The sequence below is a fragment of the Asticcacaulis sp. P2_C5 genome (assembly GCF_056404555.1).
Genome location: NZ_JBFUDU010000018.1, coordinates 1 through 12635, shown reverse-complemented (window position 1 = coordinate 12635; position 12635 = coordinate 1). Strand labels below are relative to the sequence as shown.

At 61.6% G+C, this 12635-nt stretch carries 12 protein-coding genes and 1 tRNA gene; 4 read left to right on the top strand and 9 right to left on the bottom strand.

Annotated elements, in window-relative coordinates; all coding sequences use genetic code 11:
• Positions 1–20 precede the first annotated feature (20 nt).
• Positions 21–356 (top strand): hypothetical protein, encoded by a 336-nt coding sequence (locus AC1DXO_RS23805; RefSeq protein ID WP_476980699.1) that lies wholly within the window; start codon positions 21–23, stop codon positions 354–356.
• 166 nt (positions 357–522) lie between these two features.
• Here the strand turns inward: AC1DXO_RS23805 and AC1DXO_RS23800 are convergent, their stop codons facing one another.
• The 3 genes from AC1DXO_RS23800 to AC1DXO_RS23790 form a co-directional block, all read right to left on the bottom strand.
• Entirely contained in the window at positions 523–723 is a 201-nt protein-coding gene (locus AC1DXO_RS23800; RefSeq protein WP_476980698.1) for a hypothetical protein, read from the bottom strand.
• 88 nt (positions 724–811) lie between these two features.
• Entirely contained in the window at positions 812–2170 is a 1359-nt protein-coding gene (locus AC1DXO_RS23795; RefSeq protein ID WP_476980697.1) for a sensor histidine kinase, read from the bottom strand.
• Positions 2167–2850, bottom strand: a complete 684-nt coding sequence (locus tag AC1DXO_RS23790) for a response regulator transcription factor (protein WP_476980696.1) — start codon at positions 2848–2850, stop codon at positions 2167–2169. The genes AC1DXO_RS23795 and AC1DXO_RS23790 overlap by 4 nt, the downstream gene beginning before the upstream one ends.
• Before the next feature lie 98 nt (positions 2851–2948).
• Here AC1DXO_RS23790 and AC1DXO_RS23785 point away from each other — a divergent pair, with 98 nt between their 5' ends.
• Positions 2949–3107, top strand: a complete 159-nt coding sequence (locus AC1DXO_RS23785) for a hypothetical protein (RefSeq protein ID WP_476980695.1) — start codon at positions 2949–2951, stop codon at positions 3105–3107.
• Positions 3108–3317: 210 nt separating this feature from the next.
• The gene (locus AC1DXO_RS23780) at positions 3318–3653 is read left to right on the top strand and encodes a peptidoglycan-binding domain-containing protein (RefSeq protein ID WP_476980694.1); all 336 of its coding nucleotides are present in this window, start codon (positions 3318–3320) and stop codon (positions 3651–3653) included.
• Between the two features lie 63 nt (positions 3654–3716).
• Here AC1DXO_RS23780 and AC1DXO_RS23775 read toward each other — a convergent pair whose 3' ends face one another.
• The 5 genes from AC1DXO_RS23775 to AC1DXO_RS23755 form a co-directional block, all read right to left on the bottom strand.
• A complete protein-coding gene (locus AC1DXO_RS23775; protein ID WP_476980693.1) occupies positions 3717–6956 on the bottom strand; it encodes an efflux RND transporter permease subunit in 3240 nt (1079 codons plus the stop codon).
• 1 nt (position 6957) lies between these two features.
• Positions 6958–8121 (bottom strand): efflux RND transporter periplasmic adaptor subunit, encoded by a 1164-nt coding sequence (locus AC1DXO_RS23770; RefSeq protein ID WP_476980692.1) that lies wholly within the window; start codon positions 8119–8121, stop codon positions 6958–6960.
• Positions 8118–9371: a TolC family protein gene (locus AC1DXO_RS23765; protein WP_476980691.1), complete on the bottom strand. Its 1254-nt coding sequence runs from the start codon at positions 9369–9371 to the stop codon at positions 8118–8120. Before AC1DXO_RS23765 ends, AC1DXO_RS23770 begins: the two co-directional genes overlap by 4 nt.
• A 60-nt stretch (positions 9372–9431) precedes the next feature.
• A complete protein-coding gene (locus AC1DXO_RS23760) occupies positions 9432–9722 on the bottom strand; it encodes a hypothetical protein (RefSeq protein ID WP_476980690.1) in 291 nt (96 codons plus the stop codon).
• A 351-nt stretch (positions 9723–10073) separates the two neighbouring features.
• The gene (locus AC1DXO_RS23755) at positions 10074–11018 is read right to left on the bottom strand and encodes a fatty acid desaturase (RefSeq protein ID WP_476980689.1); all 945 of its coding nucleotides are present in this window, start codon (positions 11016–11018) and stop codon (positions 10074–10076) included.
• 457 nt (positions 11019–11475) lie between these two features.
• Here AC1DXO_RS23755 and AC1DXO_RS23750 point away from each other — a divergent pair, with 457 nt between their 5' ends.
• Positions 11476–12306 carry a hypothetical protein gene (locus tag AC1DXO_RS23750; protein WP_476980688.1) on the top strand — a complete coding sequence of 277 codons (831 nt, stop codon included), beginning with the start codon at positions 11476–11478 and terminating at the stop codon, positions 12304–12306.
• A gap of 85 nt (positions 12307–12391) precedes the next feature.
• On the opposite strand, the gene AC1DXO_RS23745 is transcribed toward AC1DXO_RS23750, so the two are convergent.
• Positions 12392–12468: transfer RNA gene (locus AC1DXO_RS23745), tRNA-Met, on the bottom strand.
• Positions 12469–12635: the final 167 nt, after the last annotated feature.

The following is a 12635-nucleotide window of genomic DNA, read 5'->3' as shown; positions in this document are numbered from 1 at the left end:
GTCTGTCAGTGGAGCATCGGATGTCGGAGAACAATTACGACCTGCATCTTGAAGAGCTGTTGTACCGGTCAACTGGACGGCTGCTTATGGCCGAAGTGTTCGACCTGGCGGCGTTCCAGGCGCTCGAAGACTACCTGTGGCAAAAAGCGGAAGGGTTACGCAACGAGCATACCCTGTCGAAGCAAGTGCTGGCGTGTATCCGATCGACGGCTTCGGCAATCGAGAGCCTCGTTGACTATGTGCCGGCGGTACGCGAAAATCAGCACATGGCAATAACCTTTCACAGCATACTCGATCGATTGATCGCAGGCGAAACCCGCGACAGCTGCAAGGCCGGTGCGCCGCGCATCAAATAGCCAACTTCGTGCCCGTACCTTCGCCCCAAGGCAGACCTACATTTATACCGCCCCGGCCTCGGCAGCAGCCAAAGCGGGGCCGTATAAATGTTCAAGCCTTTCGATGGGCCTGACGACAAGACCTTGAAAAAAAATAATACAGCGGTCGATCCGTCTACTACACGACCTATCGCTTGGTTGAGCTCTTGCCTCGCATAGGCGCCGTCCGGGCCAGGCTGTCGACCGCATCGAACAATTCGGAATCGAAACCGCAGGCCTGGCGCAAGGCTTCCGAACTATGGAAAAGCCTTTCGAATGCGGCATCGTTGCCGAGACGCCGCATCGAAACAGGGCTGGCGCCATGCGTGGGCTGAGCGGAAGAGGACATAGCGAACTCCTGGAGGCAACGGGAACCCGCTCACTATGGGCGTCCTGCCTTCGGGCCAACTGAGCCAAAGCCTAATTGTGTGTAAGGTTCAAACCATCGACAGGACCAGCCGGGCGCACAGGCCGGGCTGGTTGTCTTCGAGCAGCAGGGCGCCGCGGTGCAGGCGGGCGCAGGCTTCGACAATGGCCAGGCCCAGACCAAGACCTTCGGGACGCGGCTGCGCCCCGACCTGGCTGAAGCGGCGCACGGCGTCGGCGCGGTCTTCGGCCGAAATCCCGGGACCATTGTCGCGAACGACGATCTGCACCGCCTCACCGTCGCGCAGGCCCGCGATCCGCAGCTCGACCTCGCCACCCTCGGGCGCGTACTTTAGCGCATTGTGCACCAGGTTGGACACGGCCTGCATCAGTATGGCCTTATGGCCGTTGATGGTGATGTCCTGCGACAGCACGGCGAAGCGCACCGCGCGCTCGTCGGCCAGGGGCTCGAACAGGTCATAGACGTCGACCAGAAGGGCTGCCAGATCGACCTGGGCCATGGAGTCGCGCGACAGGCCGCCTTCCGCGCGGGCGATATCGATCAGGCCGGTGAAGGTGGCGATGGTGCGGTCGGTCTCGCTAAGGGCGTCCTCCAGCGCCGCCTGTTTCGCCTCCGGAGTGTCGGACAACACGCCTTGCTCGATATAGCGCCGCGTGCGAGCCAGGGGCGTGCGCAGGTCGTGGGCCAGGCTGTCGGTCACGGTGCGCAGGCCGGTAACCAGGTCTTCGATACGGTCGAGCATGGTATTTTGCGCCTGGGCGATCTGGCCGAACGGATCCTTGCCCAGACTGGCCGTGGCCCGGGCGGAAAAGTCGCCGGCCGACACGCGGGCCGCGGTGTCCGACAGTTCGCGAACGCGGATCATGACAAAAGCGGTGACGAGGACGGCCATCAGCAGGCAGGTGACGGCGACAATGGTGACGGCCAGCCACAGCGAGCCGACAATGGTCGCCTGAAAGGTTTGCAGCACGTCGTTGTCGTGCCCGACCAGGACCGTCAGGCCGTCGGGCAGGCGATGCGCCGACAGGTGCAGTTCGCCGCGGCCGCCCGGATCTTCCAGGCTGACCCAATCGGCCGTGTCCGGAACGGTCTCCGGCCAGGTCTTCAGATTGCCGGCCAGCAGGACGCCGGTGCCGTCCCTGACACCATAGACCTTGTGCGCGCCGTTCAGTTCGACCTGTTGCGCCATTTCACGCAACAGGCCGGTCCGGCCTTCGTCGCGATAGACAACGGAAAACAGGTCCAGTTCGTCGCTGACGGCATCGCGTTCCAGGCTGGCCATCAGGGCCTGGCCCTTGGCGTCGACCAGCCAGACGGCGGTTGCGTAGGCTGCGGCCACGGCCACGATGATCGCCACGATCAGGGCGATGCTGCGCAGGGACCAAGACAGGGTCAGGCGGCGGGTCACCGGCTTTCGGCCAGGCGATATCCGACACTGCGCACCGTATGCAGCAGGGGCAAAGCAAAGCCGTCCTCGAGCTTCTTGCGCAACCGGCTCATATGGGTGTCGATCAGGCTGGTATGGGGCTCGAAGCGATAGTCCCATACCTGTTCCAGCAGCATGGTGCGGGTGACGATCTTGTCCTTGTGACGCAACAGTTGCTCCAGAATCTGGAACTCGCGTTGCAGCAGGTCGATCGCCCGGCCGCCACGCGACACGCGCCGGGTCAGGAGGTCCATCTCCAGATCGGCGCAGCGCAAGGTCGTGTCCGTGCGCCCATCGCCGCGTGTCTTCAGGAGATTCTGCAGGCGCAGTTCCAGCTCCGAAAACGAGAAGGGCTTGCCGAGATAATCGCCGGCGCCGGCGCGCAGGCCGTTCACCCGTTCGTCGGCATGGGCCAGGGCCGAGAGAATGAGGATGGGGACATTCTTCTGCGCCGCCCTGAGCGCTTTCAACACTGACAGGCCATCGAGACCCGGCAGGTTGCGATCGAGAACAAGGGCGTCGAAGGACTCGGAAATGGCCATATGCAGGGCGTCCGGTCCGGTCATGGCCAGTTCAACCGTGTAGCCGGCCTGGCGCAGGCCATTGATGACGAACTCTGCTCCGTTCGGGTCATCTTCCACGACCAGGATACGAAAGGGCATGGATCAAGCTCCGAAACTTACAGCCATGTAAGGTTTGGCACAGGGGCGTGTCAGACCGGGTTCATAATTTAAGCCGTTTGGCGATGAGGGAGGCCATCTTGAAACGGTTTTATATCGAAGAAGCTTTATTCGCTGTCGGCATTATTGCATCTGCCATCACCTACATAAGTTTCCATTCGGCCAATGCCGCTGAAATCATCCTAGTCATCAGCATGACGGCTGTATTTGCCCGTATCATATGGCGAACCTTGTTCTGAATACGCGGTGATGATTGCCGTTCTGAGCCGCCTTTGTGATAATTGTATGGCGATGTCTCGGATTTTAGTTCCGTACTACAAAAACGAACATTTCCGATTACCTGTCACGCATGTAATGCGACGGTGAGATGGACGACAGACAGAGCCGTTAAAGTTCCTGTCAGCGCCGCACCGTTGCGACGCCTGACGTCAAAAAAAGGAACCTTAGCCATGTCCCTCCGTTCGCTTTCCTTCGCCGCCCTCACCGTCGCCCTACTGGCCACGCCCGTGCTGACCCAGGCCGCCAACGTCTCTGCCCGATCGACCGCTACCGCACAGGCGGCGAAGAGCAAGAGCAGCAAGCCGTCCGGCCTGGTGCAGGCCAGCCTTGTGCAGGAACGCATGACCGCCCAGCAAAAGCTCACGGCGGCGGGCGACTATTCCGGCCCGATCGACGGCAAACGCACCATCGCCTATGTTACTGCGTTGAAGTCGTTCCAGACCCAGCATCACCTGCACGCCTCCGGCCACCTGAACAAGGCGACCCTGGCGGCCTTCTCCGCCTGATACGATCGGCCGATCGAACCGCAAAACGCCGCCTTGTCTCCGGGCGGCGTTTTGTTGTTCAGACTATTCTGCGGGCGTTTCGACGACGACCGTACGCTCGCGTTGCGGCCGAAGCCGCGCGGTCGCACGCAAAATCACCTGCGTAATCGCCGGCAGAACCAGCAAGGTCAGAATCGTCGCGGTCAGAAGACCACCGATGACGACGGTTGCCAGCGGCTTTTGCACCTCCGCGCCTGTGCCGGTGCCAATCGCCATGGGGATAAAACCGATCGCGGGCACGAGACCGGTCATGATCACGGGACGGACCCGCGCCATCGTGCCTTCGATGATGGCGCGTCCCAGTTCAAGGCCCGCCTCCAGGCGTTCGCGAATACTGGTCATGACGACCAGGCCGTTGAGCACCGCGACACCCGACAGGCATATGAAGCCAACGGCAGCCGACACGGAAAAGGCGATGCCGGTGAGCGCCAGGGTGAAAACACCACCCGCCAGGCCGAGCGGCACGGCCGCAAAGACCGATATGGCACGGCCCAGTCCACCAAGGGCCAGGTACAACAGCCCAAAGATGACGACGAAGCAGATGGGAACCACGATCATCAGACGATGGGAGGCCGCCTTCAGGTTCTGGAACTGGCCGCCCCATTCGAGCCATGAGCCGGTTGGAAGCGCTACCGCCTCGACCTTCGGTAGCGCGTCCTTAACGAACGAGCCGACGTCCCGGTCACGCACATTGGCCTGGATGACGATGCGCCGCTTGCCATTCTCCCGGCTGATCTGATTCAGCCCTTCCGAGAAACGGAACTGAGCTACCTCGGACAATGGCACCGAAGCCCGAACCTGACCGACTTGCGGCAACATGACCGGAAGGCCCTTCAGCGCATCGAGATTATCGCGTGTCGCTTGCGGCACGCGGACAACAATGTCGAAGCGCCGGTCGCCCTCGAAGACAAGCCCCGCCTCCCGCCCGCCCATGGCCGTGGCGACGGTATCGGCCACGTCTTCGACCGTCAGGCCGTAACGCGCGATGGCGGCGCGGTCGAACTGGACATCGAGCGTGGGAGAGCCGTCCGTTTGTTCAGCCTTGACGTCGGCTGCGCCGCGCACCGACTGGAGCGCTGCGACAATCCTGCCGGCCGTCATTCCCATCTTCTCAAGGTCGTCGCCATAGAGTTTGATGGCGACATCCCCGCGCACGCCGGCGATCAGTTCATTAAAGCGAAGCTGGATCGGCTGGCTGATCTCATAGCCCTGGCCGATCTGGCCATTGGCACGGTCTTCTATCCGCTCCACAATATCGGCCTTGGACTTGACGCCCTTCGGCCATTGGCTTTGCGGCTTCAGAATGACGAACCCATCCGAGATATTGGGAGGCATGGGATCGGTGGCGACCTCTGCCGTCCCGGTTTTGGAAAACATCAACTCGACTTCCGGAAGGCTGGAGACAGCGCGTTCGACACCGCGCTGCATGGCAACGGATTGCTCGAGCGAGGTTGAGGGTACGCGCTGGGAGGCGAGCGCCATGTTTTTTTCATCGAGTTGCGGGATGAATTCCTGCCCCAGCAGGGTGAAGACAAATCCCGAGATCAAGACAATGCCGAAACCGCCCGCGATGAAGGGCCAGGGCCTTGCCACGGCCCGGCTGAGAACCGGCGCGTACAGGGTCTTGATGTAACGGATCAGCCCGGCTTCCTTTTCGGCGATCCTGCCACGAACAAGCAAGGCAATCAGCGCCGGCACAAATGTCAGTGACAGAATGAATGCCGCGCCGAGCGCGAGCATGATCGTGATCGCCATCGGCGAAAAGGTCTTGCCTTCGACTCCCGTGAACATGAGCAGCGGTACGAAGACGAGGAAGATGATGGCCTGGCCATAAAGTGTTGGCCTTATCATCTCCTGCGAAGCCCCGGTCGTTTCTTCGAGCCGTTCCCGCAGATTGAGCAGGCGCCCCTCACCATGCTGCCGCTCCGCCAGGCGCCGCAGGCTGTTTTCGATAATGATGACCGTGCCATCGACGATCAATCCGAAATCGAGCGCACCCAGGCTCATGAGATTGCCCGATACCTTGAGTCCGTTCATGCCGATGGCCATCATCAGGAACGAAATCGGGATGACCAGGACGGCGATAATGGCTGCACGGACATTGCCGAGCAGAAAGAACAACGCCGCAGCGACCAGGACTGCGCCTTCCAGCAGGTTCTTCTGAACGGTATGGACGGTCGCATTGACCAGCTTCGACCGGTCGAGTGTGGGCGTGAGCCTGATGCCGGGCGGCAGCGATCTTTCGATCACTTTCAGCTTGTCGCCAACGGCCTTGGCGACAGTGCGACTGTTTTCACCAATGAGCATCAGGGTCGTGCCTATAACGACTTCATGGCCGTTCATGGTGGCGGCGCCGGTGCGCAACTCGCCGCCGATGCGCACACTGGCGACGTCCTTGATCGCGACCGCCACGCCGCCCCGTGTGGCGATGACGGCTTCGCGGATCTGGTCAAGCGAACGGATGCGGGCATCAGCCCTGACCAGATAGGCTTCACCGCCGCGATTGTGGAAGTTGGCGCCGACGGAGAGATTGGCTTTTTCCAAAGCCTCGGCCAATTCCGAAAACGAGACGCCATAGGCGCTGAGTTTTACCGGATCGGGTTCGACCACATATTGCTTCTCATAGCCGCCGATGGAATCGACGCCAGCCACGCCGGCCACGGCGCGAAGCTGCGGCGAAATGATCCAGTCCTGGACTGTCCGCAGATAGGCCGCCCGCGCGACCTCGTCGATCAGACGGTCGCCTTCCGGGGTTAGAAAACTGCCGTCCGACTGCCATCCCGGCTGACCGTCGCGAACGGTTGCGCCCTTGCCACCTGGGTTGGCGAAGTCCACTGCGTACATATAGACCTCACCAAGGCCCGTCGTAACCGGCCCGATTTGCGGCTGGGTGCCTTCCGGCAAACTATCGCGCGCCTGGGTCAATCGTTCGCTGACCTGCTGGCGGGCAAAATAGAGGTCGGTGCTTTCACTGAAGATCGCCGTGACCTGCGAAAAACCGTTGCGCGATAGCGAGCGCGTTGTCTCCAGACCAGGAATACCGGCCAGAACCGTTTCAATCGGAAACGTCACGCGTTTTTCGATTTCGATCGGCGACAGGCCAGCGTCGAGCGTATTGATCTGGACCTGGTTGTTGGTGATGTCGGGCACGGCATCGATCGGCAGCCTTGTCAGTTGCCAGGCTCCGACGGCCGAGACGATGACGAAGAGCAGCGCGACCGCCCAGCGGGCGCGCACACTCAGGGCAATGATATTGGCGATCATATCAATGTTCCTCGCCTTCGCCCTTGCCAAGCTCCGCCTTCAGGACGAAAGCGTTGCGTGTAGCGATGGCTTCGCCGCCGGCAAGACCGGTGAGGATTTCTACCCGACCGGCCGAACCTTGGCCGACGGTCACAGGCTGCGGCTTGAAACCATCGGCGGTTCGTACAAACACGACCTGCTGGCCTTCGACCGTCTGGACAGCCTCATCCGGTACGACGACGGCGTTTGAGCTTGTGGCGATGCTTGGCAGGATGCGTACCCGCAGCGACAGGCCGGGCGTCAGGCCAGTCAGGTGTGGCGATACAACCTCTATAACAGCCGTCGCGCTACGGGTTTCGATATTGAGTGAGGGGGTCACCGAGCGCACGCGCCCGTCGATAGTGACGCCGTCTGGCAGCTCGATGATGGCACGGTCGCCGACAGCGATACGCGGGATATCCGCCACGCTCACCGCGGCTTCGACCTGGACGAGGCCAGGGTCAGAGACGCGGAGCAGTTCGGTTTCCGGCTGGACGAACGCCCCCAGTGTCACTGTGCTGCCGGTGATCCGGCCCGTGATCGGGCTGGTTACGGCGACGCTGCGGCCGTCGCCCGTGACATGCGCCGCACTGGCCGCCGCCTCGGTACGGCGAAGTTCGGCCTGGGCCGCGCTTGCCTCGGCCTGCGCCTGTTCGTAATCGATGCGCGGCGATACTTTCTGATCGAACAGGGATTTTTCGCGCACGAGATTGAGTTGCGCCAGATCAACCCGAGCCCTGGCACTGGCGCGGTCAGCGGCAATCTGCCCGGCATCACGACTTTCGATAAGCGCGAGCGTTTCGCCGGCCCTCACCGGATCACCGAGCCGTTTGAATATGCGTGTCACCGCGCCTCCGGCCCGCGCCGTAAGGACGGCCTGGCCGTTCGGCAGGGCGACGACCGTCGCTTGAGACAATATCTCAGACGAAAGTCCGCCGGACGTGACCGTCGTCACGTCAATCCCGGCCGCTTGAATAGCTTCGTTTGTAACCTTGACAGACTGCCCATGGGCCGCGTCGTCATCGTGCGCCTGGGCCGACGGCACAACGGCTTTGTCGCCCGTGCAACGTGCCAGGCCGAAACCGCCGGCCGCCGCGACGATTACCGCCAGGGCAGCCCCATAATAGAATCTGGTGTCGCGCGTCATGACAGGTCTCCGAAAGGCGTAATCCCCTGCAGGCGGGCAAGGGCTGCCTCAGCGCTCAGGCGTTCGAGTTTGGCTTTGATGGCTTGTTCACGTGCATCCGTCAGGGCACGGCGCGCTGTTACCAGCTCGCTCAACGGCAATTTGCCGCCTTCGTAACCGATGCGGGTCAGGCGATAGGCTTCAGCAGCGGCCTGTTCGCCGGAGATGGCAGCACGAACACGGCTGAACGACGCCTGCAGGCGCGCCGCCGCGGATTGCCCGTCGGCATAGGCGTCCAGCCGGGCGATCGTGACCCGCTCATCCGCGCTGTTTAGCTCTGCCTGTGCGGCACTGATATTGCCGCGATTGCGGTCGAAGATCGGGAATGGGACGGATACGCCGCCAACCAGGGCATTGGCGTCCTCCCCCGAAAAATTGCGCACGCCCAACGAAACGGTGAGATCGGGACTTGTGCGGGTTTCTTCAATGCGCACTTGCCGGGCGATCGTAAGGCGTTCGGCCCGGGCCGCCAGATAGGCCGGGCTTTGCAGCGGATCGATCACGGGGATCGCTTCGTCACGCTCTGCATGTGCCAACAGGCTGACCGGGATCGAGGTGATCGGTGCCGCAGAATTCACCAGCGCCGTCAATCTGGCGAAAATGGTCGCCCGCTCGGCAACGGCCTGTTCGATTCCGGCCTGGGCGGCGTCGACGGCGGCCAGGGCCTGAATGGATCGCAAATCCGGCTCCTTGCCGGCCGCCACGCGCGCATTGGCTATGCGCGCGTCCTCCTTGGCCAGAACCTGTACGTCCCGCGCCAATTGCAGGCGCAGGTCCGCCGCCTCGGCATTGGCGTAGGCTTCTGCCAGGTGGAAAGCGAAATCAGCCCTGGTCTGGACGACTCTGGCCCGGGCCGTGTCCAGGTTGGCTTGGCCCAGGTCGGCGCGCGCCTTGCGCTTGCCGCCAAGTTCGATCGTCTGCTCGATGGCTGCGGTGATCTCTGCGTTGTCAACGCCTTGAAAAGGACCGCCGCCGCCAAAGTTCTCGACTTCGAGGCTGAGGTTGGGATTAAGACGTGCCGTGGATTGCCGCTGCAACCCTTCTGCCTGTCCAATGCGCGCTTCGGCTTCCCGCAGACGCGGCGCATTTTGCGCCTGACGCAGCAGTTCGGAAAAGGGCGGCGCCGGATCGGCCCATATCGGCATGGCCAGTGCCATCAGGCTCACGCCTGTCATGGCCGCGCACAGCGGCCGTTTCGCTAGAAATCTCATGATATCCTCTGGAAAATATAGAACTGCGCTTACGCCGGCGCACGCGCCGGATCGACGGGTCTAGATTTTCGGAGGCTGATCGGCCTGAGACGGCGTTACGTCGTCCAAAGCCGCCGTTTTTTCAGGCTCAGGCGACGCAACGGTCCAGCGCGACGGCATGGTCGTGGCCTGCGGGTCTGAAAGCACGCTGGAAGGCACTTCCGCGTGGTGATGATGGTTGAGTTCAAGCACATCACTTGCCTGACCCTCATCTTGGGGCGTGTGCTGGAAAGAACCAACTTCGCCCGCCGCGCATTTGGAGACCCAACCGCCGTCCGGCAGTTCCGTGTCTCCGCAGACCAGGTGGGACATAACGGAAGTGCTAGCCTGAGCCGTGGTCACGCTCAGGCTCAGGGTGAGGCCGATGCAAAGCATGGCGACCCACGACCAGAGTCGATTGAGAAAGGTTTTGTGAGCGCGTTCCACATGGCATGCATGTCCGCAGCCGTCTGCGATGTCAAGTTACGAGTGCGAACGCCAGCCTGCACAGCGCTGAAGTCGCTTTTTGTTGATTGGTTGCGGTCCCCAGGTTTGAACAGACGACCTCATGGCGACCGATGCCGGGTTCCTGGGCGCGACCCACTATACCCCGTTCGTATAGGGCGCTGCGGCGTCTTTCCTAGCTGGAGACCCATCTGCGTTCCGTCGGGGCCGACCGCCTGCCTACTTGCTCGGCTTGCCGCGGGCCTGGCGAAATGACACCAGGCGATTTTGCTCTTCGTCCCACAGGACCAGCTTGACGCTGCGCAGGCTGTCCGGCACCGAAATACGGCCGACATCGGCCAGGGCCGGATAGTCGCGGAGGACCTGGCTCAGGCGGTAAAAGGGTATGCGGCTGGCCAGATGATGGATGTGGTGGAGGCCGATATTGGCGGTGAACCAGCGCAGGACGTGCGGCAGATCATAGTAGGACGAGCCCTGCAGGGCCGCAGTCTGGAAATCCCAGTCACCAGTGCGCGTCCAATGGGCGTCGGGGAACTGATGCTGGACATAGAACAGCCAGATCCCGGCAGCGCCCGCCAGCAGCATGATGGACAGATAGACGAGGCTGAAGCTTAACGGGCCGATCCACCAGATCAGAAGCGCCGACAGGACCAGGATGGCAAGATTGGTGGCCATCGCCGAGGTCCAGCCGCGTAGGCCGGCTTTTTTCGGATCCGCCGGCAAGCGCTGCTGCAGCACGAAGATCCAGGCCGGCCCGAGACCGAACATAACGACCGGGTGGCGATACAGCCGATAGCCAAGCCGGCCCCACCAGCCCAGTTTTTGAAATTCGGACACGGTCAGGGTCATGATATCGCCGACACCGCGCTTATCGAGATTGCCGGTATGGGCATGGTGCACGGCATGGTCACGTCGCCAGCAGTCATAGGGGGTGAAGGTGAAGATGCCGATGAGCCGGCCGGTCCAGTCGTCGGCCAGGCGGCGGCCGAAAAAGGCGCCGTGGCCGCAGTCGTGCTGGATCATGAACAGGCGGACGAGGAAACCCGCCGCCAGGGGAACGCTGATCAGGCCCCACCACCAGCCGAAATGCGCCGAGGCCCAGGCGCAGGCGCACAGGCAGATGAAAGGAACCGCAGTAATGATGAGTTCGAAGGAACTGCGCACACCGTGGGGCTTGCGATAAGGTGCCAGGCGTTGGAGCCAGGCTTGTTCAGGGGGCGACAATAGGTTGGCTTTCGAAAGACACGCAAACTGCGTGGGTACAAGGATAATGGACAGGACCAGAGCCTTTCCCGATCCATTTGATCGGTGACAGATCTCCAGGTATTTGTTTCGTAGCAGGGCATTTTTCCAGGCAGCGGCCCGTCCGGGCGGCGCATCCTGATGTCGTCAGTATTTCGGTAGGCTGGCGCCCGAAGGCATCCGATCAGGCGATTGTGCGCGGCAAATATTAACAATTCCGGACATGGCCGGACCGCAAACATATCAGCTAATCCGCCCTAATCATGTCCTTTTGAGGTTGTTTGTTTCGGGGCTTGTTTCAGGAAACGGCGGCCAGACTTGGCAACCCGCCAGGACTGATTTAAACTGGCCGCGACTTCGGGGGGCCAATATGCGCAGTTTGCTGATTACCACCATTATTGCAGCGGTCACGTTCAGCGGATGCGATCGGTGGAAAGCCCCGCAAGGCCAGGCTGAGCAAGCTGCACAGTCTTCGGCCGCCATTTCGGCAGAGTCCGAAGCTGAGGTATCGCCGGACGCGCCCGACCCGGCGTATGTCAAGTCGCAGTTGGCGACCGAAAAGAGCACTATCGCCGCGCATCCGGGACTGGCGGTGCGCACCGGCGACACTCTGACCATCAGCTATGACGGAAAGGCGGTCGCGTCATTCACGGCACCGTACGTCGCCTGGGTTTTTGCCGGTACGATTAAGGTTGCAGACGCCGAGGGAAAATCGGAGACATTGGCGGTCGTTTATCACAACGGTGGCGAAATCGGCTGGCACTATATCGTGCGCCGCGACGGTACAGTTGTCGCGCTTGATGATGAGATCCTGATATCGCCCGACGGCCGTTTCATTGCATCCGGCTATGGCGGCACCGACTGGGACAGCCAGATGCGTGTCGCCGAATGGAATGGCGCCGCCTATCCCCGGATCGTGATATTTAAGGCCAATTGTTCTCCTGTTGCGTGGCAGGATAAGGATCATTTTACGGCGGCCTGCACGCGCGAAGAGGATGATGCAGTAATGATGCTGGCCAAGGTCGGTCGGGATGCGGCCGGGCAATGGCACCTCGATGAAACGGCACAGCGCCAGGACGACAATAAGGACTATCCGACGCAGCCCGGGATCAAATTGCGCCACGAAGTCGCACAGCCCGACGCATCGACATTGGACAGCGATACCCGTGACGCGGTGCAGAACGGTTACCGACGGCTGGCCGGCAGTTAGGATAGACCTCCCTCAGGGCATCGGCCCAGACGCAAAAAAGCCCCGGGGATTATCCGGGGCGCTTTGTGTTTCCGAGGTTTCGCTTTGGTTGCGGGGGCCAGATTTGAACTGACGACCTTCAGGTTATGAGCCTGACGAGCTACCGGGCTGCTCCACCCCGCGCCAAAAGCCAGCTGGAAACTAAAAAGACCGGAGGGCTTTAGGGGCCGCCCGGTCTTTGAGATGTAAGTGAAGGGTATTTTGACTGAGCTTAATAGACCTGGCGACGACCTACTCTCCCGCGACTTAAGACGAAGTACCATCGGCCCAGGAAGGCTTAACGACCGAGT

Coding starts and splice junctions, on each gene's coding strand:
- AC1DXO_RS23805 (WP_476980699.1), top strand. CDS start 21: ATGTCGGAGAACAATTACGACCTGCATCTTGAAGAGCTGTTGTACCGG.
- AC1DXO_RS23800 (WP_476980698.1), bottom strand. CDS start 723: ATGTCCTCTTCCGCTCAGCCCACGCATGGCGCCAGCCCTGTTTCGATG.
- AC1DXO_RS23790 (WP_476980696.1), bottom strand. CDS start 2,850: ATGCCCTTTCGTATCCTGGTCGTGGAAGATGACCCGAACGGAGCAGAG.
- AC1DXO_RS23780 (WP_476980694.1), top strand. CDS start 3,318: ATGTCCCTCCGTTCGCTTTCCTTCGCCGCCCTCACCGTCGCCCTACTG.
- AC1DXO_RS23775 (WP_476980693.1), bottom strand. CDS start 6,956: ATGATCGCCAATATCATTGCCCTGAGTGTGCGCGCCCGCTGGGCGGTC.
- AC1DXO_RS23770 (WP_476980692.1), bottom strand. CDS start 8,121: ATGACGCGCGACACCAGATTCTATTATGGGGCTGCCCTGGCGGTAATC.
- AC1DXO_RS23765 (WP_476980691.1), bottom strand. CDS start 9,371: ATGAGATTTCTAGCGAAACGGCCGCTGTGCGCGGCCATGACAGGCGTG.
- AC1DXO_RS23760 (WP_476980690.1), bottom strand. CDS start 9,722: ATGTCCCACCTGGTCTGCGGAGACACGGAACTGCCGGACGGCGGTTGG.